This window comes from Shewanella sp. 10N.286.48.B5, assembly GCF_002874355.2.
In the GTDB taxonomy this organism is placed as follows: Bacteria; Pseudomonadota; Gammaproteobacteria; order Enterobacterales; family Shewanellaceae; genus Shewanella.
Genome location: NZ_MCVG02000001.1, coordinates 1656109 through 1682199, shown reverse-complemented (window position 1 = coordinate 1682199; position 26091 = coordinate 1656109). Strand labels below are relative to the sequence as shown.

General features: G+C 41.1%; 24 protein-coding genes. 4 read left to right on the top strand and 20 right to left on the bottom strand.

Annotated elements, in window-relative coordinates; genetic code table 11:
* Positions 1–28 precede the first annotated feature (28 nt).
* From adhE to yfbR, 3 genes are all read right to left on the bottom strand, one after another.
* A complete protein-coding gene (gene adhE / locus BCU57_RS07290; protein ID WP_102435513.1) occupies positions 29–2641 on the bottom strand; it encodes a bifunctional acetaldehyde-CoA/alcohol dehydrogenase in 2613 nt (870 codons plus the stop codon).
* A gap of 391 nt (positions 2642–3032) precedes the next feature.
* Entirely contained in the window at positions 3033–4397 is a 1365-nt protein-coding gene (locus BCU57_RS07285) for an anti-phage deoxyguanosine triphosphatase (protein WP_102435644.1), read from the bottom strand.
* Positions 4398–4490: 93 nt separating this feature from the next.
* Positions 4491–5099, bottom strand: coding sequence for a 5'-deoxynucleotidase (yfbR, locus tag BCU57_RS07280; protein WP_102435511.1), 609 nt, complete (start codon positions 5097–5099; stop codon positions 4491–4493).
* 209 nt (positions 5100–5308) lie between these two features.
* Between yfbR and BCU57_RS07275 the strand changes: the two genes are divergently transcribed.
* Positions 5309–6217: a hypothetical protein gene (locus tag BCU57_RS07275; protein ID WP_102435510.1), complete on the top strand. Its 909-nt coding sequence runs from the start codon at positions 5309–5311 to the stop codon at positions 6215–6217.
* A 14-nt stretch (positions 6218–6231) separates the two neighbouring features.
* Here BCU57_RS07275 and BCU57_RS07270 read toward each other — a convergent pair whose 3' ends face one another.
* Positions 6232–7074, bottom strand: a complete 843-nt coding sequence (locus tag BCU57_RS07270; RefSeq protein WP_413211414.1) for an endonuclease/exonuclease/phosphatase family protein — start codon at positions 7072–7074, stop codon at positions 6232–6234.
* Between the two features lie 122 nt (positions 7075–7196).
* Here BCU57_RS07270 and cls point away from each other — a divergent pair, with 122 nt between their 5' ends.
* Positions 7197–8648, top strand: a complete 1452-nt coding sequence (cls, locus tag BCU57_RS07265) for a cardiolipin synthase (RefSeq protein WP_102435506.1) — start codon at positions 7197–7199, stop codon at positions 8646–8648.
* Positions 8649–8851: 203 nt separating this feature from the next.
* Here cls and BCU57_RS07260 read toward each other — a convergent pair whose 3' ends face one another.
* The 7 genes from BCU57_RS07260 to BCU57_RS07230 form a co-directional block, all read right to left on the bottom strand.
* The gene (locus BCU57_RS07260) at positions 8852–10066 is read right to left on the bottom strand and encodes a pyridoxal phosphate-dependent aminotransferase (protein ID WP_102435504.1); all 1215 of its coding nucleotides are present in this window, start codon (positions 10064–10066) and stop codon (positions 8852–8854) included.
* Between the two features lie 331 nt (positions 10067–10397).
* Positions 10398–10958 (bottom strand): elongation factor P, encoded by a 561-nt coding sequence (efp, locus tag BCU57_RS07255; RefSeq protein ID WP_076540967.1) that lies wholly within the window; start codon positions 10956–10958, stop codon positions 10398–10400.
* A 46-nt stretch (positions 10959–11004) separates the two neighbouring features.
* The gene (gene earP / locus BCU57_RS07250) at positions 11005–12198 is read right to left on the bottom strand and encodes an elongation factor P maturation arginine rhamnosyltransferase EarP (RefSeq protein ID WP_102435502.1); all 1194 of its coding nucleotides are present in this window, start codon (positions 12196–12198) and stop codon (positions 11005–11007) included.
* A gap of 121 nt (positions 12199–12319) precedes the next feature.
* Positions 12320–12847 carry a flavodoxin FldA gene (fldA, locus tag BCU57_RS07245; protein WP_076540963.1) on the bottom strand — a complete coding sequence of 176 codons (528 nt, stop codon included), beginning with the start codon at positions 12845–12847 and terminating at the stop codon, positions 12320–12322.
* A 49-nt stretch (positions 12848–12896) separates the two neighbouring features.
* Positions 12897–13169 carry a LexA regulated protein gene (gene ybfE / locus BCU57_RS07240; RefSeq protein WP_076540961.1) on the bottom strand — a complete coding sequence of 91 codons (273 nt, stop codon included), beginning with the start codon at positions 13167–13169 and terminating at the stop codon, positions 12897–12899.
* A gap of 8 nt (positions 13170–13177) precedes the next feature.
* On the bottom strand, positions 13178–13399 hold the full coding sequence (locus BCU57_RS07235; protein ID WP_076540959.1) for a DUF2788 domain-containing protein: 222 nt from the start codon (positions 13397–13399) through the stop codon (positions 13178–13180).
* A 109-nt stretch (positions 13400–13508) separates the two neighbouring features.
* Entirely contained in the window at positions 13509–14273 is a 765-nt protein-coding gene (locus BCU57_RS07230; RefSeq protein WP_102435500.1) for an alpha/beta fold hydrolase, read from the bottom strand.
* A gap of 307 nt (positions 14274–14580) precedes the next feature.
* Between BCU57_RS07230 and seqA the strand changes: the two genes are divergently transcribed.
* Both seqA and pgm read left to right on the top strand, forming a co-directional pair.
* The gene (seqA, locus tag BCU57_RS07225; protein WP_102435498.1) at positions 14581–15174 is read left to right on the top strand and encodes a replication initiation negative regulator SeqA; all 594 of its coding nucleotides are present in this window, start codon (positions 14581–14583) and stop codon (positions 15172–15174) included.
* 34 nt (positions 15175–15208) lie between these two features.
* The gene (pgm, locus tag BCU57_RS07220; RefSeq protein ID WP_102435496.1) at positions 15209–16849 is read left to right on the top strand and encodes a phosphoglucomutase (alpha-D-glucose-1,6-bisphosphate-dependent); all 1641 of its coding nucleotides are present in this window, start codon (positions 15209–15211) and stop codon (positions 16847–16849) included.
* Positions 16850–16940: 91 nt separating this feature from the next.
* Here pgm and BCU57_RS07215 read toward each other — a convergent pair whose 3' ends face one another.
* The 9 genes from BCU57_RS07215 to hypF form a co-directional block, all read right to left on the bottom strand.
* Positions 16941–18104 (bottom strand): DUF1501 domain-containing protein, encoded by a 1164-nt coding sequence (locus BCU57_RS07215; protein ID WP_102435495.1) that lies wholly within the window; start codon positions 18102–18104, stop codon positions 16941–16943.
* Between the two features lies 1 nt (position 18105).
* Positions 18106–19512, bottom strand: coding sequence for a DUF1800 domain-containing protein (locus BCU57_RS07210; protein ID WP_102435493.1), 1407 nt, complete (start codon positions 19510–19512; stop codon positions 18106–18108).
* A 434-nt stretch (positions 19513–19946) separates the two neighbouring features.
* Entirely contained in the window at positions 19947–20111 is a 165-nt protein-coding gene (locus tag BCU57_RS07205; RefSeq protein ID WP_198589276.1) for a hypothetical protein, read from the bottom strand.
* A 59-nt stretch (positions 20112–20170) separates the two neighbouring features.
* The gene (locus BCU57_RS07200; RefSeq protein WP_102435491.1) at positions 20171–20518 is read right to left on the bottom strand and encodes a hydrogenase maturation nickel metallochaperone HypA; all 348 of its coding nucleotides are present in this window, start codon (positions 20516–20518) and stop codon (positions 20171–20173) included.
* Entirely contained in the window at positions 20518–21531 is a 1014-nt protein-coding gene (gene hypE / locus BCU57_RS07195; protein ID WP_102435489.1) for a hydrogenase expression/formation protein HypE, read from the bottom strand. The genes BCU57_RS07200 and hypE overlap by 1 nt, the downstream gene beginning before the upstream one ends.
* A complete protein-coding gene (gene hypD, locus BCU57_RS07190; protein WP_102435487.1) occupies positions 21521–22645 on the bottom strand; it encodes a hydrogenase formation protein HypD in 1125 nt (374 codons plus the stop codon). The genes hypE and hypD overlap by 11 nt, the downstream gene beginning before the upstream one ends.
* Positions 22642–22887: a HypC/HybG/HupF family hydrogenase formation chaperone gene (locus BCU57_RS07185; protein ID WP_102435486.1), complete on the bottom strand. Its 246-nt coding sequence runs from the start codon at positions 22885–22887 to the stop codon at positions 22642–22644. The genes hypD and BCU57_RS07185 overlap by 4 nt, the downstream gene beginning before the upstream one ends.
* Before the next feature lies 1 nt (position 22888).
* Positions 22889–23608: a hydrogenase nickel incorporation protein HypB gene (gene hypB, locus BCU57_RS07180; RefSeq protein WP_102435484.1), complete on the bottom strand. Its 720-nt coding sequence runs from the start codon at positions 23606–23608 to the stop codon at positions 22889–22891.
* A 102-nt stretch (positions 23609–23710) separates the two neighbouring features.
* Positions 23711–26089: a carbamoyltransferase HypF gene (hypF, locus tag BCU57_RS07175; RefSeq protein WP_102435482.1), complete on the bottom strand. Its 2379-nt coding sequence runs from the start codon at positions 26087–26089 to the stop codon at positions 23711–23713.
* Positions 26090–26091 lie beyond the last annotated feature (2 nt).

Below are 26091 nucleotides of genomic sequence, written 5' to 3'. Positions count from 1 at the left end.
CCGAAAAGTAGCAACTAGAACATAGCCATTAGTTATCTTGATATGGCTTACCATAAAAGCTATCTAATAATATCTGCTTTAACTCACTAATAAGCGGGAAGCGCGGATTGGCGCCAGTACATTGATCATCAAAAGCGTGCTCGGCTAATTCATCCAATTTGGCTAAGAAATCGGCTTCATTAACACCAGCTTCCTTGATAGATGTCGGAATACCGACTGCGGTTTTTAACTGTTCTATTTTACTTATTAGCAATGCTACCTTGTCTTTATCAGTGGTGTTTGAGTCAATACCTTCAAGCTTTAGGGTTTCAGCTATCTTTGCATAACGACATAAGGCTTTTGGGCGGTCGTACTGACTAAAAGAAGCTTGCTTGGTCGGCATATCGGTGGCGTTAAAGCGAATAACATTACTGATTAACAATGCGTTTGCTAACCCATGGGCTAAATGAAACTCAGCACCGAGCTTATGGGCCATTGAGTGGCAAATGCCTAAAAAAGCATTAGCAAAGGCAATACCTGCGATAGTGGCGCCGTTATGGACTTTTTCTCTGGCTATGGGGGCTTTAGCGCCCAGTTCATAAGCTGCCGGTAAATGCTCACATAATAATTCCAGTGCTTGTAAGGCCTGACCGTCACTAAATTCATTTGCCATCACGCTAACATAAGCTTCTAATGCGTGAGTTACAGCGTCAATGCCACCAAAAGCGGTTAATGACTTTGGCATATCCATTACTAAATTGGGGTCGACAATTGCCATGTTAGGAGTGAGTTGATAATCAGCAATAGGGTATTTCATGCCGCTCACTTCATCGGTTACCACGGCAAACGGGGTCACTTCTGAGCCTGTGCCAGAGGTGGTCGGTATTGCCACCATTTGCGCTTTAACCCCTAATTTGGGGAACTTATAAATACGTTTGCGAATATCCATAAAACGCAAAGCTAAGTCAGCAAAATCAACGTCAGGATGTTCATACAATACCCAAATTATTTTAGCCGCATCCATAGGCGAACCACCACCTAATGCTATGATGACATCAGGTTGGAAACTTTGAGCAACTTTAGCGCCTTGTTTCACAATGGCTAAAGTAGGATCCGCTTCAACGTCATAGAATACTTCTGTTTCAAGCCCCTGAGCTTTTAAGATTTTAATGGTTTCATCGCAATAGCCGTTATTAAACAGAAACTTGTCAGTGACAATTAAGGCGCGTTTTTTAGTTGATAGCTCTTCTAATGCAATGGGTAAACTGCCTCGGCGGAAATAAATTGAAGAGGGTAGTTTGTGCCACAACATATTTTCAGCCCTTTTAGCGACAGTTTTCTTATTAATTAAATGGCTTGGGCCAACGTTTTCAGATATTGAGTTACCGCCCCATGAACCACAGCCCAAAGTCAGTGATGGCGCTAATTTAAAGTTATATAAATCGCCAATACCTCCTTGTGATGCTGGAGTGTTTATTAATATCCGCGCAGTTTTCATCCTAAAACCAAAGGCTTTAACTCTTTCTACTTGGCCATCTTGGTCAGTGTATAACCCTGAGGTATGACCAATGCCGCCTAATGTCACTAATGCTTCAGCTTTGTCCATGGCATCATTAAAATCAGTGGCGCGGTACATACCTAAAAGTGGTGATAACTTTTCATGGGCAAAGGCTTCAGCTTCATTGATATCCGTCACCTCACCAATTAATACCTTAGTCCAGCTTGGGACAGTAATTCCTGCCATGTTGGCAATGGTTGGGGCACTTTGACCAACGATGTCAGCATTTAACCCACCATTTTTAAGAATAACCTCTTGCATGGCAGCGGTCTCTGAATCGGATAACAGGTAACCGCCATGAGTTTCAAAGCGTTGTTTAACTTGCTCATAAATACTGTCTACCACGATGATGGCTTGCTCTGAGGCGCACACGACGCCGTAATCGAAGGTTTTTGACATAAGGATTGAGCTTACTGCGCGTTTTATATCAGCGGTTTCATCAATCACGATTGGGGTATTACCCGCACCAACCCCAATGGCAGGTTTACCCGATGAGTATGCAGCTTTAACCATACCGGGGCCGCCAGTTGCGAGGATAAGGTTGATGCTATCGTGTGTCATAAGTTGGTTAGACAGCGCCACTGAAGGTTCGTCAATCCAGCCGATAATGTCTTTGGGTGCACCAGCGGCAACGGCGGCATCTAAAACAATACGTGCTGCAGTCGTGGTGGATTGCTTGGCTCTTGGATGTGGCGAGAATATAATACCGTTACGGGTTTTAAGGCTAATCAGCGCTTTGAAAATGGCAGTTGAGGTAGGGTTAGTTGTGGGCACTATGCCGCAAATTATCCCTACAGGTTCGGCAATGGTGATGGTGCCAAAAGTGATGTCTTCAGCGATGATACCGCAGGTTTTATCGTCTTTATATTTGTTGTATATATATTCAGATGCAAAGTGATTTTTAATGACTTTGTCTTCTAATAAACCCATGTTGGTTTCAGTTGCTGCCATTTTAGCAAGTTTAATACGAGAATCAGTGGCGGCAAGCGCTGCTGCTCTGAATATATTGTCGACTTGTTCTTGGCTGAAATTAGCATATTCTTTCTGCGCTTTAGCGACTCGCTCTACCAGTAGCTCAAGTTGTTCGGTGTTGTTGACAGTCATCATTACGTCCTCAAAAATTGTTAACTAAAGCGTTTTAGTTAACAACTCTTAGCAGCTGTTATAGCTGTGACCTTGGCAAATTATTAGCGTCTACGTGATAAAATTACTCCTTTAGCGGTATATATGTCGTGATCCACAGCACAAATTACTACGAATGGTAATTTAATTACACAAAAAGGCTTAGTTAAGTGATTATTATCATGCCAGCAAAGCTGGCGGTTAATTCACTAAGAGTGTTTTACCTTTGAATTAATAGAATAAAAATTTATGCTAACTGAGTGTGCTTTGGCTGGAAGTAAATTGAAGTTTTATTACAGTGTTAGTGACTTTAGATGCTTAACGCTCATCAAAGCCACTAACACAGGGGTCTCATCTTGATAGGTAAGTAAGGTTATCTTTCTAAGCTAATCTCAAAAATGCCAGAAGACTTGGGGCCAAATAATTGCTGATGCAACTTACCGGCAAATTCATCGGTCATTCCAGAAATATAATCTGCAATAATTCGCATTGGATTAAGGTTATTCTCCTTGGCATGTAACCAACGTTCTTGAGTGTTTAATGGCAGCAAACGTTGTGGATCAGACTCAAAGGCTTCAAATAATTCCATGACAATTTGTTGGCCTTTGTATTCGAGCATTTGCATTTCAGGTTTACGGATAACGTACTTATAGACAAATTGTTTTAAAGTATGCAATGCGATGGCAAAGTCAGGCTCTAGGCTGGCATTGTATTTTAATAAAGGTTCATCAAATTTGTCGTCTTGCTCGATATTAATGGCAGTGACAAAACCATTCACTAAGGTACCTATGGCATCTTTACGTAAGTGATGTTGATGGGAAAATAATTTATCTGCGATATGGGTAAATTCGTGACTAAGCCATGGGTCATTACTTTGGCTTAATTTGTCAGCGACATCCTGCTGCCATTGCAAAGGCGTGACTATGCCCATGACAATAGCATCTTCTAAATCATGGACTGCATAAGCGATATCATCCGCCAGTTCCATGATGGAGCAATCAAAAGATTTATACTGGGTTCTGTGGTGAGGATAGTGTTGATTAGTGCTGTTTTTAATGCTGATAAAGCGGTTTCTATCATTTACACTCAAACCTGAAAGCACCCAATCGAAGATATCTTTGTCATCGTTAAAAAGGCCTTTTACCGATGGCCACTGTGAAGGTCTTAATTGTCTGTGGCTGGTTATTTCTGGGTGACCTAAATCGACATGTAACTGGCTATATAAAGCGGGATACTTTAACACTCCAAGTAAGGTTCGCCTGGTTAGATTCATGCCCCAGTATTCGGTGTAGGGTTCAAGTCTGGCTAAAATTCTAAAAGTTTGACCGTTGCCTTCAAATCCGCCGTGATGGCGCATCATATAGTTCAAGGCCACTTCACCGCCGTGACCAAATGGCGGATGACCAATATCATGGGCTAAGCATAGTGACTCTATTAAGCTCATTGAATCTAATAGTTGCTCAATGTCAGGGAATTTACGTTTAAGCTGGGCAGCGATGCCTGTGCCTATTTGTGATACTTCTAATGAATGGGTTAAACGAGTGCGAAAAAAATCGTTCATGCCAATGCCGTGTACCTGAGTTTTAGCTTGTAGGCGACGAAAGGCGGCTGAGTGCAGTATTCTTGCTCTGTCACGCTGAAACGGACTGCGGTGATCATTACGGCGTAATTTATCTTCACCTAGGCGGCGTTCATGCCATGGATTTATCTTAGTGCTGCCCTCAATATCAGCGTTCATTTGTTTGTCATTGATGGCAGCTAATTCATTTTCAGTGACATCACTACTGTGTATTTCATTGTCTGACATTGATCATCCTTTACTGTGTGAGCATCAGTTAGTTAATTCGTTTTCAGTCAATTTATCTAATGTGGAAGTGCAGCTATCGAGGAAAATTTCGATAAAACATTTTACTTCAGGTAAATCTTGTTCCATTTGCTTAAGCTTTTTATCCAAGTTAATTTTTACATGTTGAAACTCGTCATTGTTAAAGCGTAGCTCATTCATGGTTTTCACATAGGCTTGTAAAATATCTGCGGCTTTGACGATAGCTTTGTATTCTGGGTCGACTTGGGTTTGAACTAATAGTGGCTCCATTTCTTCACGCAGATCTTCAGGTAACGAGGCTAAGCATTCTTTTTCAGCCAGATCTTCAAGCTTTTTAAAGGCTTTGGTAAATTCAGGACTGTGATATTTGGTGTTGGAGTTGATATCTTGGAGCTTGGTTTCTGATACTTCATGGTAAAGGGCGATGGTAGCCGCTTTTTCTGGATTTAGCTTACCGCCAAAGCGTTTATTTTTAATGACCACCAATAAGTGCGCAATCACAGCGACTTGATGACAATGCTCTGATACGTTTTCTTTTTGAAAACAATGCATCAAAGCCCAACGTTCTAACAATGGCATACGGGTGATCCATGCCATAAAAGTGCTTGGTTTCATAATCTGCCTCGGTAATAGGATTAAGGCGAATAGCAGATCCGTGTCGCTAATGAATACGGATTACGGCTAAAAAGCTATCTGTCTACTGTAATCAACTACACTGCGCCATACAACTGTATTTTATATTAACAATTAACTAAAATTTACGTTAGCATAACAACGGATAAGCTTGATTATGAAAGAAAATGTTAAGTTAAATGAGATTAAATATGGATGATGCTCGCTGTTTGCAATTAGATAGATTAGTCACCAACGAAGAGCTTTATATACTCGACAATGTAAAATCACTTAATTTTGTTTGCGATGAATGCGCTGTGGCGCTTATACCTTGCTCTTACAAAAAAGCGGTTAACTTACGTAGACCTTATTTTAAAACCTCAAAAAACGTTGAACATGAGCAGCATTGTTACGCTAAAGCCAGCAGTAAAATTAAGCAGCAAGGCAAAACATCACGGCTGAGCAGTGATGAAGGCTTTCCGTTAGCCTATCCAAATCGGTTTACTTTAACCGCCGCAAAGTCCGTTAAAGCGGTGAGTACTACCGAGATTGCCGCTGATGATGTTAATCAATTAACAAGGTCGAAGGCCGCGAAAACTGTAAGCAGTAAGCGTAAAGCGAATTATCTGACCAGCTCTTTTCAAAGCATAGTCGATCAGTATTTTGACTTTCCTTACGATCGTGACAGGGCGCTTTCATTTGAAGGGGTTGAGGGAAACCAATATGGGCAGATTTTCACAAAAATCATTAACCCAGTAGGCAAGCAAAAGTTTCGTTTTCAAACTGACAATAATGATACCAAGGTGTTTTACAGCACCTTAGCATGGGATAAACCACAAGTTGAAGCTGACTATATTATGATTAAGTTATCCGCTGGCTGGTGGCAAAAAGTGGATAATAAGAATAAAAACCTCAGACCCTATGTTGTCAAAATTCAAACCAGTGCATGGCCTGAAGCGGTAAAGACAAATTTTGTAAAACGCTTAACTCAAATACGAGAACTGGTAAAAGGCACCGACAAAAAAGCCTTGGTAGCATTTGTTGGCAAGCAAGATCAGCAAGAGGATTTTTATCGCTTTTTTGCTGAAGAAGCCAAATTGATTAGTTTTAAAGTGGTTTAATTTTGCTCAGGGTGTTATTGCAGGATAAACTCTGTTTGGATCGGATTATGATCTGAGGCTGAGGTTTCGTTAGAGTCTGCATTTATTAAGGTTAAACCGCGATAAAATAAATGATCAAGTGGTAAGCCAAACACCCGTTTACGAAAATCTGCTTTGTATTTAGCTTCTGTTAGGCTCAGGCCATGAGTGAGTTGCCTTACGATACTCATTCTACCTTCTCGCCAGGTATTTAAGTCTCCTGCTAAAATAACCGGCCCCTGATGTATGGCGACTTTTTTTAGCACTTTTTTCAGTTGTGATTCGTAACTATTTAGTCGCCAGTCAAAATTAACGCCATGTAAATTGACCACCAGTAATTGCTGGCCATTAGATAATGGGTAGGTGGCCACAAGAGTCGATTTGGCGAATCGGATTAACGGTTCTGCAGTTTGATAGGCACAGGCTTCATTAGCTGGTTGAGATGAAATATTCATAACCCCCATTGGTACGTTAAGCAGGTTAAACCCTTTGGCCATTACCACATGGTGCTGGGTATCGGCTAAGTACTTTGAGAAACGACGATTAAGTTTGGCTTCTTGCAGAAGTAACAAATCTGAGCCTTGAGTGATTTGCTGTAATTCAGTTTGCCAGTTTCTCTTTTGTTGTTTATAAATGTTCCAAACGGCAATACGTAAGCGTCCTTGTTGATCAAGGGGCTTGCTGACTGTTTGGGATAAACATTGAGACACAAACATGGGTTGTAGTTCGCTCATCATAACCTCGGCTTCGCCATTGAATTTCGTCACTACAAATAAATACAAACCGCCACTTAACAATAGCCCGATCATGATCCAATATTTTAATTTGTTAAGGTTCAATGTTACCTCGAGATAGATGTATGACAGCTGAATGATTAGCTTTGCTATATGCTTGCTTGTTTAAAGAGTACAATCAACTTTACTATTAACTTTTCAATACACCTAGGAATACTGTAAAAACTATGGATCAATTGACCCAAATTATTGCCATTGTTGGTGTGGTGCTTTATTGGCTTATTTTAGGTGTGGTGGCAATTCGAATCGTTATCAAACGTCGAAGTATCGGCGTGTCATTTTCTTGGTTGTTGATTATTTACTTTTTGCCTTTTGTTGGGGTGTTTGCCTACTTATTATTTGGTGAATTGCATTTGGGTAAAACCCGCTCAAATCGTTCAAAAGCCATGTATAAACCCTATGCCGAGTGGTTTAAAGCGTTATATGAGCATAATGCCCATAAACCAGAAAGCCAAAGTCATTATGCTATTCCTATTAGTCATTTGTGTGACACCCAATTAAGGATCCCATCTCTTACTGCCAATGAAATGGTGTTAAAACATACTACCGATGACATTTTAAACTCAATAATTAGCGATATAAATAAGGCTAAAAATTGTATTCATATGGAGTTTTATATTTGGCATCCCGGTGGTCTTGCAGATGAAGTGGCTAATGCATTGATTGCCGCTAGCCAGCGTAATGTCGCCATTAAATTACTATTGGATGCCGCCGGCAGTCGCCAGTTTTTCAAATCATCATGGCCAAAGTTAATGACAGATGCAGGAATTAAAGTGGTGCCGGCATTGATTGTTAGTCCACTGCGTATGCTGTTTAGGCGCATGGATCTGCGTTTGCATCGTAAAATTGTTGTCATAGACAATACCGTGGGCTATACCGGCTCAATGAACTTAGTTGATCCTAAATATTTTAAGCAGTCCAGCGAGGTGGGAGAGTGGATTGATATGATGGTGCGGATCACCGGACCTGTTGTACCAGTGATTAATACCGTAAGCAGCTGGGACTGGGAAGTTGAAACCAATGAGCGCTTTTTACCTGAGCAGCCACCAGCAGCTGAGTCGACTGACACTTCGTCGTTAGTTCAGGTTATTCCCTCAGGTCCTGGCATGCCTGAAGATGTGATCCACCAAGTATTACTACAAAGCTTATATCAAGCCCGTTCAAAAATAGTGATCACCACACCTTACTTTGTACCCAGTGAATACTTGTTAGTGGCCTTAGTCACCGCAGCGTTACGGGGAGTTGATGTTAATATTATTATCCCAAGGCGCAACGATTCCACTATGGTCAAATGGGCCAGTAGTTCGTTTTTCACTGAACTGTTAAATGCTGGCATAAAAGTTCATCGGTTTAACGGTGGTTTGCTGCACACTAAGTCGGTGTTGATTGATGATGAACATTGTTTGATTGGTACGGTAAATATGGATATGCGTAGCTTGTGGCTAAATTTTGAACTCACTTTAGCGGTTGACGATGTTAAGTTCGCTTATAAATTACAGCAGTTACAGCAAAGCTATATTGATGATTCTGAGCAACTTACTTTAGCACAGTGGAATAAACGCCCTTGGTACAAAAGGGTGATTGAACAAGTTTTTTATTTGTTTAGCCCTTTACTTTAGCCGTTTACTTTAGCCGTTCACTTTAGCCGTTTACTTTAGCCGTTTACTTTAGCCGTTTACTTTAGCCGTTTACTTTAGCTGGTTGCTATAGAGTTTCGCGTAATCGATAGCGCCTTGTCATGAGCATATAAACACAGCCACGATAAAAACTATAGTGGCTGTGTTTGTTATGACTATTACTGATAAATACGGCAGTAATTTGATTACTGTGAGTAGTTCTCTAAAAAGTTGCCAAAATCTGTGAGTGCCTTAGTTAAGTCTTCTTTGTGGGGTAAAAATACCACTCGCAGATGATCTGGCTCTGGCCAGTTAAAGGCGGTACCTTGGACTAAAAGCATTTTTTCAGATTTTAATAAATCCAGTACCAGTCTTTCATCGTCTCTAAGATTAAATTTCTTTAAGTCCAGCTTAGGGAAGGCATATAAAGCTCCCTTAGGTTTTTTAACGCTAACACCGGGTATTGAATTAAGCACGTCATAACAGACGTCTCTTTGGGCGGTTAAACGGCCATTTGGCAGTATTAGCTCGTTAATACTTTGATAGCCACCTAAAGCAGTTTGTATCGCATGTTGATTAGGTACGTTTGAACACAAGCGCATTGAGGCCAACATTTCTAAACCTTCAATATAATTTTTGGCGGCTTTTAAATTGCCACTGAGAACCATCCAGCCAACGCGAAAACCTGCTGCGCGGTAAGCTTTAGATAAGCCATTAAACGTCACTGTCAAAATATCATCTGAAAGCGAAGCTGCATGTACATGCACAGCTTCATCATAAAGAATTTTATCGTAGATTTCGTCGGCGAATAAAATGATGTCATGTTGACGGCACAGTTCAACCACCTCTAACAATAACTCACGACTGTATACCGCACCTGTAGGGTTATTGGGGTTGATGATCACAATGCCGCGGGTACGCGGGGTGATTTTACTTTTAATATCGTCAATATCCGGAAACCAGTCTGACTCTTCATCGCAGCGATAATGCACCGCTTTACCGCCAGCAAGGTTGGCAGCAGCGGTCCATAGCGGATAATCAGGTGAGGGGATCAGTACTTCATCATCGGTATTAAGTAGACCTTGTAATGCCATACAGATAAGCTCAGATGCACCGTTACCGATATAGACATCTTCGATATCAATACCAAAGATCCCTTGAGCTTGATAATGCTGCACAATGGCTTTACGGGCTGAAAATAGCCCTTTTGATTCACAATAACCTTGAGCGCTTGGTAAGTTTAAAATGACGTCACGGACAATTTCTTCAGGGGCTTCAAATCCAAAAGGGGCAGGGTTGCCGATATTAAGTTTTAATATTCTATGACCTTCATCTTCTAGGCGGCGTGCCTCTTTATGAACAGGTCCTCGAATATCATAGCAAACACTATCGAGTTTATTGGATTTGATAATAGGGCGCATACTTGCCTCAAGTTACTAATACGACATAAGTATCCGAACAATAACGAATTAATGGCAGTGAGAAAAGGATTAATTGAATATTTTATTGAGTTTATTAGCGGATTGTACTGTGCGGCTTATATTATCGATACTCGGTTAGGTTAAATGACTAAATTGATGAGCATGAGTAAGATGAAACACTGAATTGCTGGTGTTTTTGAGTGCAACTCTCTTATTAAAGATAAGCTAACTAAGTGCATAAAATAAATACAAAAAACAAAAAAGCCAGCAATTGCTGGCTTTTAGACTTTTAGGGTGGTTCCGTTAAGGGCCTCCCTAATGATAGCGATAATTAAACGCGTTTTTTGAACTCGTTAGTACGAGTATCAATTTCGATTTTATCACCGATTTTAACGAATTCAGCTACCGTAACAGTACCACCACCAGTAATGGTTGCTGGCTTCATTACTTTACCTGAAGTATCACCACGAGCAGCAGGTTCAGTGTAAGTTACTTCACGAACGATGCTAGTCGGTAATTCAACAGAAATCGCTTTACCTTCGTAGAAAGTGACTGAACATTCTTCTTCCATACCGTCAACGATATAAGCAGAAGCATCACCTAAGTTGTCAGCTTCAACGTCATATTGGTTGTACTCAGCATCCATAAATACATACATAGGATCTGCGTAGTAAGAATAAGTACATGCTAAACGTTCTAGGATGATATCTTCCATTTTGTCATCACCTTTAAAGGTGGTTTCAGTGGTAGAGTCTTGTAGAACGTTCTTTAATTTGATTTTAACGATTGCAGCGTTACGACCAGAGCGAGTTGTTTCAGTTTTCTGAACAACCCATGGGCTGCCATCTAACATGATCACGTTACCAGGACGGAGTTCATGAGCAGTTTTCATTACTTTATTCCTATATTTTAGGTATTAATTTTAATTGCGCAGTATCTTAGCTGGTTTTAATAAATTGAACCAGACGTGTAGCAAGATCTGCATCATTTTTAGCATCAACTGCCCAATCTGTAGCATGACGCTGCATAGGCAATTGCACTGAAATAAGTTGTTGCCAATAATCTGAGATATCGGCACGTTGCTGATTGAATGCAAAATTTACTTCCGAGAAGATATTTGCAAATCTATCATCAAGTTTGTGAGTATAGATATTAACAAAAGCCTGCAGTTTTACTAGGTGATAATCTTCATCTTGTGGGTAAATATGCCAAATAAACGGCCTAGCTGCCCACTGAGCGCGCAAAAAAGAGTCTTCTCCGCGAACAATGTTGATATCACAGCTCCAAAGCAGTCGGTCAAAGCCGCTTTGATCTGTCATAGGCAGAATGTGAATAACCAGATTTTCCAGCTGATATTGCTGACCTGGTTTAATGTTTTCTATGGTCACTGGCAATAAATCAATGATGCTGGTTAAGCTTTTGCCCACGGGAATTAACGCATGCATGGTTTGGCTTGATTGACGCCAAAGCTTGACCAAACTTGCTAGGGCTTGTGACTCATAACTAAATACTGATACGACGACATCTTCAGCGTTAATGCCTGATAAACCTAATTGGCGAAACAATGACAGTTTATTACTGCTATCAGCTTGCCAAGCATTACGTTGACTAAATAAGTCTTGCTCGCAAATCAATCCGCCACTTTTTGCAGTAAACCCAGGAAAATAAAAATACTTTTTAAGGCCACTTTGTTGCATTGAAGGTAAACCGTGACAGCCGTCGACCCAATCTTCAGCGCAAAGGTATTCAAGGTTTATCCATAGCGGTGGAGTATGTGATGAGGTTGAAGTGTGGTGTTTATTATGGTTGTGGAGTTCTTCAATACTGCTTTTAACTTGTGAAGGTAATTCACAAGCAAAAGCTTCAATTAATACGCTTCCAGCTTTGTACTCTATATCTAATGGGTTGTTCCATTGAAAAATATTAACACCGCAAAAGTATTGCTGGGCTATAGCTGGGTTTAACTGCGGCAAAATATGCGAAAAACTGTGTAAGTCATCGACCCATAAATTGATTTCAATACCGTATTCTGCGTGCAATTGTTTGGCTAAACGCCAGGTGACACCGATGTCGCCGTAGTTATCAACAACAGCGCAGAATATATCCCAATGTTGATTGCTTGATTTGTTCACTTTTTTCTCTCAACACAGCAGCTAGCTATTTGGCACTAAATGTCAGCGCTAAAAAAAGCGGCTATGGCCGCTTTTTAAACTGTTTTTACTTAACAGTAAAAACAAAGTTAGAGACTCAATATTAGTCTTCTAATTCAGCTAAGCACATTTCTTCATAAATTTGCTTAACCCAAGCGTCAACACGCTCTTCAGTCAGTTCAGGTTGACGATCTTCATCAATACCTAAACCAATAAAGTGTTTGTCGTCAACTAAACCTTTTGATGCTTCAAAGTCGTAACCTTCTGTTGGCCAATGACCAATAATGATCCCGCCACGCTCAGATACGATATCACCAACCATGCCCATAGCGTCAAGGAAGTACTCAGCGTAATCTTCTTGATCGCCACAGCCAAAAATTGCGACTAACTTATCAGTGAAGTCAACTTGTTCTAGCTCTGGGAAAAAGTCATCCCAATCGCATTGAGCTTCACCGTAATACCATGTTGGAATACCAAATAAGATCAAATCGAACTCAGCGATTTGCTCTTTGGTGCTTTTGGCGATGTCTTTGACATCGACCATTTTTTTACCCAACTTCTTCTGGATCATTTTGGCTACAGCCTCGGTATTACCAGTGTCACTACCGAAAAAAAGACCTACAGTTGCCATTGTCTATCCTTTAAATATCATGTTCGCTTTGCGAATTTAAAAAAACGGTTCAGTTGTCGATTTGTTGTTGCAAGATTAATTCGATTAACTGGCTACGGCTGATGTTACTGGCCAATGCTTGTTCGTTCAAGGCGTCATATAAAACTTGTGACACCTTTAACTCTATTCGTTTTAATCCGTTAGCGCGATCACGTTGTATTTGATTGCGCTTATTGACCTTTAACTGTTGTTCCCGACTTAAGGGGTTGCTTCTAGGACGTCCACGACGCTTCTCTGAAGCAAACAGGTCAATGGTGGTTCTATCTGTTGTTTCTTTTGCCATCGTTCTGTTTAACCGATCCCTGAACCTTCCCAGGTGATCTGAATAATACCTTTTGCTACAAACCCGGCACAGCCAAGGAATAATACTAACCATACGATGTAACGTCCAAATTTGGGCACTTGGCCTTGCTTAAGGACATCGTGAATAGCCATACCAATAAAGAAAAATATTAAAGCAAAAAACAAGTTTAGACCTAATGTCTCAATTTGATCCATATACTGATTCAACATGTTTTTTCCTTTAGTAATGCTTTAAGGCTAAAAGAGGGCGGGAATATATCACATAGATATACTATGAGCCATATTTGTTGGCTTCTATTAATGAAAATTTACAAGTTAATTATTGGCTATTGCTATCGATAAACTCAGCAACTAATCGATTAAATATTTCAGGTTTTTGGGCATGTAACCAATGACCTGTACCATTGATGGTTTTGGCACTGACACGAGGGAACTGCGTCATGATGGCATTGGTGTGCTCTGCAAGCACGTATTGAGAGTCACCACCACGGATAAAGAAACAGGCCTTATCGTATTGTTTGTCGGTGATATCCCAAGCAATGATTTGCGGATAATTCTCGATTAAACCGTCAAGATTCATTTTCCACTCAAAGCCATTGTCGGTTCGCTGCAGGTTTTTAAGCAAAAACTGCGCGGTACCTAAATCAATATCAGCGCTGATTAAATGCTCTAATGCTGATTTTCTGTTGGTGGATTGATCTAGAGTTAAGGATGTTAACCCTGCAAATACGGTTTGATGACGTGGTTCATAAGCCACTGGGGCGATATCTGCAACCACTAAGCTAGTGACTTTTTCGGGATGTAATAACGCTAAAGCCATGGCGACTTTACCGCCCATCGAATGGCCAACAAAATGTGCTTCGGTTAAATTCAAGCTGTTTAGCAACTCTACGCAAGCTTCGGCAAGGAGTGGGTAGTCCAAATATTGCCAATGTTCACTTAAACCATGGTTAGGTAAGTCGACACGAATAACCTGATGGTTTGCTTCCAGTGCATTTGCGAGGTTTTTCAGGTTGTCCAAATTACCAAATAAGCCATGAATTAAAACCACTGCAGGGCCAGTACCTGATGAAACGTAATGCATTGAAATGTCCATTTTGATTGTCAACGAAGGCGTGATTTTGCCTGTAAAAGGGGATGATGATCAAGAACTGAAATGAATTAGTCAGTTGTTATATGTTCATTAAAGCATCCATCAGTGCCATTGATGATGTGAAATTGACTAATTTTGAGATGTTTAGCTGTTTTTACTCTTTACCATCGGCGTGAGATGGGTAGACTGTCATTATATAAAGATCGATCTAAATCGATCGGTAATGCCACTGGTCATTATTTAATGTCGTAAGTGGCTTGACGTTTTTGACTATAGATTAAGACCAAAGGAAGCATTAATGAGTAAATATATTGAGATAGACGAAGAACTCTATCGTTATATTGCAAGTAAAACAGAACGCATTGGTGAAAGTGCATCTGATATTTTACGCCGTTTGTTGGATCTTTCTATTGAATCAGTTGAACCTGTAGAGCCTTTAGCGATAAGCCAACCTAGCTTAGAAACCGCCCATGCTACAAGCGTTGCTAAAGTAAAGGCTGAGGTTATCACACCAGAAGTCGTTGAACCTGCCGTAATTGAAGAAGTAAACACTGAGGTCGATTTCAACACTGTTGTACATGAACATATGTTATCTCAGCAAAAAGGCGCAGTAGGGCGCTTTATGTTTTTGTTAGAGTCACTTTCTGCAATGACGCCAGCCACTTTTGATCAAATATTAAAAATCCAAGGCCGGGGCCGTTTATATTTTGCTCGTTCAAAAGCGGAATTATTAAAAGCCAGTCAGTCTGCTAATCCGAAGGAAATTGGTACTAGCGGTTATTGGGTTACCACTAATAATAACACCGCCAAAAAGCGCACTATTTTATCAGAAGTGTTATTGCAACTCGGCTGTAATGAAGAGCTGGCAAAATCAATTTCAGACAGAATCTAAGGCAATTTTAAATTTCTAAAATAGGGAGTATACCGTGGCAATTCATGACAGAGCAGGCACTGTAGCAATACAAAAGGATTTGATTAATTTACCCAAATTGATGAGCCACTATTACCGAATCGTCCCTAATGTTGAAGATGTGCAGCAAAAAGTGACCTTTGGTACATCAGGTCATCGCGGCAGTTCACTTAAGGCCAGTTTTAACCAAAATCATATTTGGGCTATTACTCAGGCTGTGGTTGATTATCGTCAACAAGCGGGTATCAGCGGGCCTATGATTGTAGGTTTTGACACCCACGCCCTATCGTATGCAGCTTATATGTCGGTGCTTGAAGTACTCACAGCGAATCAAGTCGCTGTAAGAGTGCAAAAAGATGAGGGTTTTACCCCAACACCGGTCGTCTCACAAACTATTGTGAGTGCCAATGTTAATGGCGGTGATCTCACTGACGGTCTTATTATTACACCATCGCATAATCCGCCTCAAGATGGTGGTATTAAATATAATCCGCCCCATGGTGGACCTGCTGAAGGCGAGATCACTAAACAAATTGAAACCGCTGCCAATGAATATTTAGCTAATCAATTAAATGGCGTTAAAAAAGTCAATTACGGTACTGCTGTAGAGTCAGGCTGGATTAATGAAGTTGATTTTATCGCACCTTATGTTAATGCATTAAGCAAGGTTATTGATCTCGAAGCGATAGCAAAAGCTAAAATTAAAATTGGTGTCGATCCATTGGGTGGCTCTGGTATTTATTATTGGTCTCACATTGCTGAGCAATATGGTTTAGACATTACCTTAGTCAATGACAAAGTCGACCCAAGTTTTGGTTTTATGCCGTTAGATAAAGATGGAAAAATCCGCATGGATTGTTCATCACCTTATGCCATGGCGGGATTACTGGCACATAGCGAAAACTTTGATGTGTGTGTAGGTAATGATCCAGATTACGATCGTCACGGTATTGTTTGCCCAGGTTTTGGATTAATGAACCCAAATCATTACCTTGCTGTCGCTATAGATTACTTGCTGACTTACCGCAAAGATTGGGCGGCAGACTTAGCCATTGGTAAAACCTTAGTATCAAGTGCAATTATCGACAGAATTTGTCAATCACATCAACGACATTGTTTAGAAGTACCAGTGGGCTTTAAATGGTTTGTGGATGGCCTTGCTAACGGTAGTATCGCATTTGGCGGTGAAGAAAGTGCCGGCGCTGCCTTTTTAAATAAAGATGGCTCAACCTGGTGTACCGATAAAGATGGTTTTATTTTAGCTTTGTTAGCCGCTGAAATTTTAGCGGTAACAGGTAAAACACCTGCCCAGCGTTATGTCGAGCTAACTGAACAGTTTGGTAAGAGTTACTATACCCGTATCGATAGTCCCATAAGCCTGAAGAAAAAAGCCAAGTTTGAGACCTTATCGTCAGATAGCTTTACCGATACAGTCCTTGCAGGTGAAACCATTACGGCTATTTTATCCCATGCGCCAGGAAACAATGCGGCAATTGGCGGCATAAAAGTCACCACTGAAAATGGCTGGTTTGCCGCGCGTCCATCAGGCACTGAAGCATTATTTAAAATTTATGCAGAAAGCTTTGTCAGTGAAGCGCATTTAGCTGAAATTATTAGTCAGGCGCAAGTCATGATTGATAGTGCGTTAAAAGCCTAAAGTTTAAACCAAAGGGTTAATAGCCTCAGATGATAAATGCCTGACTTAGCAATAAGTCAGGCATTTTTTTAGGGATTGTATTGCTACGGGTTTAGCTAATGATAGGTACATCATAGGGTGTGTTGTTTGGCAGTATGTGATTTATCTCTTCAGTTGTTAATTGCCAATGTTGCTGCATCACAGTCGATATCCAGCTAAAACTATTACTGGTAGGTTGTAAGTCTCGATTTTGAAATAACTGCTCAGGTTTAAGTCCCGGCCATTGCCCTAAGACTTTACCGCCTTTTACTGCGCCACCCGCGATAAACATAGCACTACCAGTGCCATGATCCGTACCATAGGTGCCATTTTCTTTTACAGTGCGGCCAAACTCGGTAGCAACAATTATCACAGTATTTTGCCATTGATTAACTAAAGCGCTTTTAAGTGCTTCTAGGCCTTTATCTAATTGGCTCAATTGACGGTTAAGGCGACCATGTTGGTTGCTATGGGTATCCCAGCCGCCCATTTCTAACATGGCGCAATCTATTTCATCACTTTGGTTTAAGAAATTACCGCAGGCCTCGGCTAAGGCGACAAATTTACGACTCTTATTGCCACCACCTCGCATGGCCATTTCTTTCAATGAGATCCCATCCATTAGGTTTTGAGATAATTTTTTGTCTTGTTGATAAAGCACGGCTAACTGCTGATAAATATCTTCATCAGCGGGCTCTCCTTTAGTGGGATACCAAGTATTGACACTATCACTCCCGCGTAAACTGATAGGGATAGCGTTTGATATGGCAATAGCGCTATTGTTATTATGATCTAGTGAGGCACTTATGGCTCGTCCTAACCAGCCAGACTCAAGCTCTTTAAGTTCTCCACCGCTTTCTAAAAAGTCTTGTCCAGCAAAATGTGACCGCTCAGGGTAACCAGACGATACTGCCACAATAGGTAACAGTTGCTTGTCGAGATACCACTGATGCATATTGGTTAATACTGGATTTAAACTAAATTGTGGGTTTAACACGAGTTTTGAATTGGCGACATTATCGGCTAGCGTGGGTCTTAATTGAGAAAAGTTAGGCTCCTTTAGTGGCACTATGGTATGCAATGGGTCAAGTGCGCCGCGAAGTATGACCCAGACGATATTCTTTTTAGTTTTAGCTGAGGACGCGGATGTTGCATTCGCCACAGAGCTAGGCGCTAGGCCGCTGCTTAACATCACTAAACTGGCACTGATCCCTTTAATAAATTCACGACGTTGCATGTTATCTCCTTAAGAACTCAGGGCTAAGTAATAATAACGCTAAAGCTTGTTCACGACTTTCTGCACGGGTAATGGTATTAAATGATAATTCAGATAATGAGTTGCCATATAAGGTATTAATTGCCTGAGCGGTATCAGAATCTCGTTGGGAGGTAGCAAATTGTGTGGTCCAGTTGATTTTGGTCATTAATGCATTAGCACTGTTCCAGTCTGGTTCTAGATCGCCAAATCCCTCAGGGGAGCCCGCTTTAAAAGGCTGTTGACCCATTTCACCTAACTGCTTAAGTAATTTTTGCATGTTAGTGACAGGCTTATTAACTGCGCGGTAACTAGAGATGACATGTTCAACGGGGGTTTTAAACTTCAGCTGTTCAGGCTGCCATGACTCGTCTGCATTAATTAAGGTCAGCATAACTTGTTTGATGTTGCCATTGGTGCTGTTCCATGTTTCAACAAGCTTGGTTTGCAGTGTTTCAGAAGGATTATCACTTATAAAATATTTAACTATTTTATAGCACAGGTGGGTTGCAGTTTGTGGCTGTTTGGCAATATCAGCCAGCATAGCTTGACCCTGTTTAACGCCAGAGGCATTGTCTTGTGCGGCAGGATATTGTTTACCAAGTAGGGTTCTAGGTCCTGGCTCATGGCCATTGACTCGATAGATAAAACCTGTGGCATTATCTTTTCTGGGGTTGGCAATGCTCCACCCGCTAATTCCGTTTGCTAGCTCAATGACATCAGCTTGAGTGTAACCACCATTAACCCCAAGGGTGTGCAGTTCGAGGATTTCTCGAGCTAGATTTTCATTTAACCCTTTGCCTCGCTTGCCAAGAGGGGAATTTGCACCGAACGACTTTTCATTATTGAGATAACGTATCATGGCAGGATGACTGGTCACTGCCAGTAGCATGTCTGCAAATGATCCTAATAAATTTGGCGCTATGGCTTCACGCTCTAATGTGGCGGCAAGTGCTGTCATCACTCGTCCACTGACTGTGACACTAAAATGATTTGAAAAAAAATGTAATAAACGCCAGCTTAATGAGTTTGGAGAATTGATTGCGCTATTAAATGCACTGGCTGTTAGCTGGTAATAGGCTTGTTTGTGTGGCGGCAGTGGCTTTGGCCCGTTAAATTTCTTTTTATTGTTGGCTTTATTTGCATTAGATTGACCTTGCATGGACATCATATTTTCAGTTTGACGGTTTTTTTTTGCTAGCTGCTCTTGTCTTAAAAATTCGCTTACTTGACGGATTATTTCGTCAGAGTTGAATTCAGTTGCTTCAAACTCTGGGATCACCAATTGTTTAACTAAGTAGGCTTTTGGATCGTTAGTCGCTAGGGATAGTTCGTTTGGCCTCGCGCCAAGTCCAAATCGGTTAGTGGCAATTATCGTAGCTGCTGACATAGTACATCCTTGGATCAGTTAACTTGTGGTCTTGGTGAAATATTACCTTAAGCTAAACAAAGCCGATTTATAAGCGTGAACTAGATTTTTTAGATGGTTTTATGAACAAATTAGCCTTAAGAATGACATAAACTACACAAAATAGAGGGTAATATCATTTTTGGCTTGATAGACGCTTGCACTGCTGAGGATTTATTTTAACCACGACTGTTTCAAGATAGAAGGTGAGGCAGCTTAGCATTATTGCCAGACAAATTAGTTATGTTTGCGGGGCTGGCTGATAAATACAAAAAAACTACCCATTGAGCGCAGTGGGGAGCTCTGGCTCAAAGGGATAGCATTAAAAGTAAGCCGGCTGTATCTGGCTAACTAATATTGACTAAGCGACTTTTGTTAAAATAAGTGCTGTTTTAAATAAGTGCAGTCTAAGCAAGTTATCGCGTTTTGTTGTAAATAACTAAGGCGACAATGGCTACTAATGCAATAGCAGGTGCGAGTTCATACAGATGATGAAATAGACTGACTGCGCCATGACCTTCGTGGGCAAATGCAAGAGTAGGGGATGCAGCCATTAGCATTGCGGTTAGTTTCGTTTTCATTGTTAGTTCCTCAATAATTCTTTTTTAATTGGTTAATAAAAGTTATTACAAATTGAGCTTTAATCGGTATTCATTTCAAGTTGCATTAACATCATCTGCTCACCATCTATTACCTGAGTATTGGTACTTAAACATCTTGGGCAAACAATATTACGTTCGGTTAATTCTGATTGCGTGTCACATTGGCGGCAGTGAATGATTAGCGCCTGTATATTCATATCCAGCATGGCGTTGTGGCAAATCCCTTCAAGTTTGAAAGTTTCAAACGCCGTGGCCAATAAACGTGGCTCGACGCCACTTAACACCCCAACTTTAATCTGTACTCTGATGATTTCATTAGCTTGATTTTGGGCCGCTAATTGCTCAATTTGCTCCAATAATGACATCACAATTGAATACTCGTGCATTAGCAAATCCTTGGTAATAGCTCACCTTGGGGAACATCTAAATAGCGGCTACTGCCCCATGGTGTGGTTAATACTACTTTGCCAAGGTGTTGATTAGTCACATTGCCGATAATGCAGGCTTGATCGCAGTGGCAATATTGTTTCATGATAGTTAAAGCCTGCTCAGCTCTCTCCTGTGGCAGGGCCATAATAAAGGTGCCTTCATTTGCTAAATCAAAGGCTTCAAAACCATAAAGTTCACACAGGCCTTGGACTTGTGGCGATATTGGAATTAATTTTTCATCGACTTCAATGCCAGCAGCAGATGCATTGGCCCATTCATTTAATACCGCAGACAGGCCGCCGCGAGTGGCATCTCTCATGGCATGGATTTCGATATTCGCTGCAATGAGTTGCTCGACTATGGGCCAAAGAGTGGCGCAATCACTGGTGAGTTCAGACTCTAAACATAAGCTATCACGTGCCATTAAAATGGCTGCTCCGTGCCTTCCAATGTCGCGGGATACGATAATAGCGTCACCTTGTTGCAGGTTTTTAACTGAAATACCGGGTTTTAAAATTCGGCCCACACCTGAGGTATTGATAAATATGCCGTCAGCGCAACCTTTAGGCACTACTTTAGTATCACCACAGACAATACGTGCACCAGATTTATGTAATTCAGCGGCCATGCTTTGCACTATGGTATTCAGATCTTTAATGGCAAAGCCTTCTTCAATAATAAAACTGCAGCTTAAATATTCTGGCTGCGCTGCCATCATGGCTAGATCGTTGACTGTGCCAGCAACGGCCAGTTTGCCGATATCACCACCAGCAAAAAATAAAGGCTCAACGGTAAAAGAGTCGGTAGTAAATGCACAATGGCCAGTTAAATTTAAATCCGCAGCATCTTCTTGAGACTCCAAAATTGGATTTGAAAAAGCTTTAAAGAACATATCAGTAATTAAACTGTTCATTTCTTTACCACCGCCGCCATGGCTTAACTGCACTTGTTGATATTTGTTAGCTGGCATTGGTTACTCCTGTATAACGATAATAAGCATTGCAGGCACCTTCTGAGCTGACCATACAACTGCCCAATGGATTGTCTGGAGAGCAGCCTCTGCCAAAGACTTTGCAATCTTGTGGATTGGCTAGACCGCGCAAAATATCACCGCATTGACAGGCTTTGTGGTCATCAATTTCTACAGTGGGTAGTTGTTGTTTGAATATAATTTCGGCGTCGCGATGGGCATACTGTGGTTTTAAGGTTAATGCTGATTTTGCAATCGGCCCTAAACCACGCCACCTAAATGATGCTCTAAGGGTTAAGTATTGGTCGATTAATGCCTGCGCTGCTTGATTACCCTCGTAACTGACCGCGCGGCTGTATTGATTATCAAGCTGGGCAATATTTTGCTGTTTTTGTTTTACAATTCTAAGAATCGATTCCATCACATCCACAGGTTCAAATCCCGCTACTACCACTGGTGTGTTGTAGTTATCTACAGCCGCTTGGTAAATTTTAGCGCCGCTAATCACGCTCACATGGGCAGGTCCTATAAAGGCATTTACTTTAGCTTGTGGGTTGGCCATCACGGCATCAATCGCTGGTGGCACTAGTACGTGGTTGATATGAAATAACAGATTATTTATTTGCTGTTTTTCAGCTTGGTCAATTAACACTGCAGTCATTGGGGTTGATGTTTCAAAGCCGATGGCAAAAAAGATAATGGTTTTATCGGGATTGTCTTTTGCGATACTAAGCGCATCCATAGGGTCGTATAAAGGCCGAATATCACAACCTTTAGCACGAAATTGAGCAAGGCTACCTTTTGAACCAGGCACTCGGATCATATCGCCTAGGGTCAATAATATAACGTCATCAAGCTGTGCTAATGCAGCAGCATGGTCGATGCGCTCTTTTGGCATAATACACACAGGGCAGCCGGGTCCATGAATAAAATTGATGTTAACTGGCAGCAATTGCTTTAAACCATATTTCATTATGGTGTGGGTATGACCGCCGCATACTTCCATTATGTTAATATCAGTATCTATCTGACTAGTATGTGAGTTTATCTCTTCTGCTAACGCTTTGATGGTGTCAGGATTGCGAAACTGTTGATATAGATCAGTGAGGATCATAAATCATTTCCTTCATCATTAAGTTTATCAACAATCTCTTTATAGAGTTCCAAACTTAATTTGGCATCTTCTGTATCGATTTTATTCATCACAAATCCGATATGGATCAGCACAAATTCGCCCACCTTTAATGGCTCTGTCATTAGGTGACTACTGACCCGGCGTTTAACCCCTAAGGTATCGACGGTGACACTAGTATCATCGTGAACAGCGGTAATTTGAGAAGGCACTGATAAGCACATATTAATGCGCTCCAATTGCGCTGTTTATCCAATCAGCCACTTGGTTAAGAGATTGTGGGTCTTTGACTGAAATGGGTAATAAGGTCACATCAGGATTGAGTTTTTTAAGTTGCAGCCCGCATTCGGTTAAGGAAAAGTCAAAATACTCGGCTAAATCCATTTTGGTTATGAGTACCAAATCTGCACGGCGAAACATCACCGGGTACTTTTCAATTTTATCGTCACCTTCAGGCACAGATAACAGCACGATATTTTTGTGGGTGCCGACATCGTAACTAGCGGGGCAAACAAGATTGCCAACGTTTTCTACGAAGCAGACATCAATAGGTTTAAGGTCAATATGGTGCAGCGCTTGATGCACCATAAAGGCATCTAAGTGACAGGCTGAGCCGGTTTGAATTTGATAAGCACTAATGCCTTTAGCGATTAAGCGGTCAGCATCACGAGAGGTTTCTAAGTCGCCTTCAATGACCGCGAATTTAGCCATTAAATGAGTGGGTAAATATTCCAGTAAAGTGGTTTTACCGCTACCAGGGCTACTCATTAAGTTAAAAGCCATGACGTTATTGGCTTCAAAATGCGCACGGTTATGCTGGGCTTCATGATCATTCTTATCTAATATTTTATGAATAACAGATAAGGTCTTAGTATCATTAAGCTGCGGGTTAGAGTGTAGGCTATGTTGATGATCTGTAATTGAACATCCGCAATCTTGGCACATATCAATATTCCTTATTCGAAACGCCTCTTGCTATATCTCAGTATCAATGGCAGTTAAAAATTATTCTTTGATTAACATCAGCAATTAATCGTTATTTAAATATTAATTGGCTATTTGTGTTGTTTGTTGTTGTAAATAGGCAAACCATAATTGCCCTAAAGAGATGCCGGCATCGTTTATAGGGATAAGTTTACTGGGTAGTATTTGCCGCTGCTTTAACGCTTGCTGACATTGTGTTAGTAGTAATTTATTTTGAAACACACCGCCGCTAAACACTAAAGCATATTCAGGGTACTGATTAGCAACATCAGCGACAGCTCGGCTTAAACTCGCTGTGAATGCAAAACATAATTGTTCGGTCGATGGCGGCTGTTTAGCCGTGATAAGCCCGATAACTTGTTTGATTAATCCGCTGCTATCCCAAACTTTAACTGCTGAAGCAGCTGCTGTTGGCTCTGGAGACAATGCCAGTAATTGCTGCTCAGTGTTGGCAGTATTTGTAGTATTAGATGCTATTGATTGCTTGAGCCAGTTATTAGCACAAGTTTCAATTAACATGCCTGCTTGGGCTTCAAACTGATTCGTTTCAATAAGATTAAGTGCAACAGCAATGGCATCAAACAGCCGTCCTATTGAGCGTGATTCAATGCAAGCACTATTGTTAAGCCACATACGATGTAAATTATCTAAGGTATGAGCAGGCATTGTTTGAATTGCCTCGATGGGCAGGTTTTTTATTTGAGCAAGGCTGAAGTGCTCGAATAACAAGGCTAATAAAATCCTTACGGGATGTTTAATCGCTTGCTCGCCACCAATTAACTTAAATGACTTCAAGTGAGCGACACTGCGATAATTAATGCCATCAAGCAACATGCACTCACTGCCCCAAAGGCTGTCATCATCACCTAAGCCTGTGCCATCAAAACTAAATCCTAATACTGGTTTTTGGTAGTTATTGATCGCCAGCACACTAAGGATATGCGCATGGTGATGTTGAACCTGTGAAATCGGGACATTGTGTTGATTATTAGCCCATTGGCTAGATGCATAATCAGGGTGCTTATCAGTGATGATTTTCTCAGGGCTAAAACGATACAGTCGCTTAAATGTGTTTAAGGTGTGTTCAAATAATTGGTTAGTTTCGAGGTTATACAAGTCACCAATATGCGGGCTAATAAAGGCATGTTGTTTAAAAGCAAAGCATTGAGTATTTTTTTGCTGCGCCCCGACCCCAAGAATTGGATATTTAATGGCGCTGGGTAAGGCAATACTTAATGGCGCATAGCCTCTTGCTAATCGAATAACCTGAATTTGCTCGTTAATTACTTGAACAACGCTATCATCACAAGGGTTTACAATGGCTCTGTTGTGGTCAACGAGGCCATCAATCACATGGCCTAGTTGCGACATAATCTCGTTGGCGTCGGTAATAATGGGTAAGCCTGAAAGATTTGCGCTGGTGGCAACAATAGGTTTGTTAAAGGCATTAAGCAGCAGATGATGCATGGGAGTGTAGGGCAGAAACAGTCCTAATTTATCTATGTCGGGTGCAATTAACTTGCTGATAAAATTATCAATATTGGCGTGTTTAGCCATTAAGGTGATAGGTTTTTCAGCACTACTTAAGAGTTGCCACTCTGTTTTTGTGCCAGTAACGAGTTGTTTGGCTTGCTCGATATCTGCTGCCATAATGGCAAAGGGCTTTGCTGGGCGCTTTTTACGTGATCTTAGCTTTTTAATGGCCTCATCATTAGTGGCATCACAAATAATATGAAAGCCCCCTAGACCTTTAACTGCTAAAATTTTGCCATTATTTAACGCGCTGATGATGGCTGAAAACACTTGCTGTTGATCAGTAATAACCTCAGTTATCTGCCCATGGGTAAGCATGTCAAAACGTAACTTGGGGCCGCATTTAGGGCAGCTCACTGGCTGAGCATGGTAGCGTCGATTTAAGGGATCTTCATAGGCTTTTCGGCAGTCATCACACATAGCAAAATTAGCCATTGAGGTAAGATGGCGATCATAGGGAAGTTGCTTAACAATGCTGTATCTTGGCCCGCAATTGGTGCAATTTGTAAAAGGGTATTGGTAATGACGATTATTTGGATCTGCGATGTCAGCTAAGCAATCTGTGCAGCTACTTTTATCGGCTGAAATTGACACTATGGCTTGTTGATTAGACTGACTTTGGCTGATTGTAAAGTCGGCTAGTCTTGTATCGATTCGTTCTTCTACCACATTCAGTTTATCGATTCTGGCTAATGGCGGTGGATTAACTCTTAACTGATGGATCACATGATTGATATCAGTATTTAATCCTTGTAGATGAATGCATACACCTTGCTCATTATTAAGCACACTGCCGAGCAAATTAGACTGAGTGGCTAATTGATAAACGTAAGGGCGAAAACCAACCCCTTGGACTATGCCGTTTATATTGAGTTTTACCTGTTGAAGATAGGCTTGGTGCAGTCCCATAG

Coding starts and splice junctions, on each gene's coding strand:
- adhE (WP_102435513.1), bottom strand. CDS start 2,641: ATGACTGTCAACAACACCGAACAACTTGAGCTACTGGTAGAGCGAGTC.
- yfbR (WP_102435511.1), bottom strand. CDS start 5,099: ATGAAACCAAGCACTTTTATGGCATGGATCACCCGTATGCCATTGTTA.
- BCU57_RS07275 (WP_102435510.1), top strand. CDS start 5,309: ATGGATGATGCTCGCTGTTTGCAATTAGATAGATTAGTCACCAACGAA.
- fldA (WP_076540963.1), bottom strand. CDS start 12,847: ATGGCAACTGTAGGTCTTTTTTTCGGTAGTGACACTGGTAATACCGAG.
- BCU57_RS07215 (WP_102435495.1), bottom strand. CDS start 18,104: ATGCAACGTCGTGAATTTATTAAAGGGATCAGTGCCAGTTTAGTGATG.
- hypD (WP_102435487.1), bottom strand. CDS start 22,645: ATGATCCTCACTGATCTATATCAACAGTTTCGCAATCCTGACACCATC.
- cls (WP_102435506.1), top strand. CDS start 7,197: ATGGATCAATTGACCCAAATTATTGCCATTGTTGGTGTGGTGCTTTAT.
- BCU57_RS07205 (WP_198589276.1), bottom strand. CDS start 20,111: ATGAAAACGAAACTAACCGCAATGCTAATGGCTGCATCCCCTACTCTT.
- hypB (WP_102435484.1), bottom strand. CDS start 23,608: ATGTGCCAAGATTGCGGATGTTCAATTACAGATCATCAACATAGCCTA.
- seqA (WP_102435498.1), top strand. CDS start 14,581: ATGAGTAAATATATTGAGATAGACGAAGAACTCTATCGTTATATTGCA.
- BCU57_RS07235 (WP_076540959.1), bottom strand. CDS start 13,399: ATGTTGAATCAGTATATGGATCAAATTGAGACATTAGGTCTAAACTTG.
- ybfE (WP_076540961.1), bottom strand. CDS start 13,169: ATGGCAAAAGAAACAACAGATAGAACCACCATTGACCTGTTTGCTTCA.
- BCU57_RS07210 (WP_102435493.1), bottom strand. CDS start 19,512: ATGTCAGCAGCTACGATAATTGCCACTAACCGATTTGGACTTGGCGCG.
- efp (WP_076540967.1), bottom strand. CDS start 10,958: ATGAAAACTGCTCATGAACTCCGTCCTGGTAACGTGATCATGTTAGAT.
- hypE (WP_102435489.1), bottom strand. CDS start 21,531: ATGCCAGCTAACAAATATCAACAAGTGCAGTTAAGCCATGGCGGCGGT.
- BCU57_RS07200 (WP_102435491.1), bottom strand. CDS start 20,518: ATGCACGAGTATTCAATTGTGATGTCATTATTGGAGCAAATTGAGCAA.
- BCU57_RS07260 (WP_102435504.1), bottom strand. CDS start 10,066: ATGCGCCCTATTATCAAATCCAATAAACTCGATAGTGTTTGCTATGAT.
- BCU57_RS07185 (WP_102435486.1), bottom strand. CDS start 22,887: ATGTGCTTATCAGTGCCTTCTCAAATTACCGCTGTTCACGATGATACT.
- BCU57_RS07285 (WP_102435644.1), bottom strand. CDS start 4,397: ATGAACGCTGATATTGAGGGCAGCACTAAGATAAATCCATGGCATGAA.
- hypF (WP_102435482.1), bottom strand. CDS start 26,089: ATGGGACTGCACCAAGCCTATCTTCAACAGGTAAAACTCAATATAAAC.
- BCU57_RS07230 (WP_102435500.1), bottom strand. CDS start 14,273: ATGCATTACGTTTCATCAGGTACTGGCCCTGCAGTGGTTTTAATTCAT.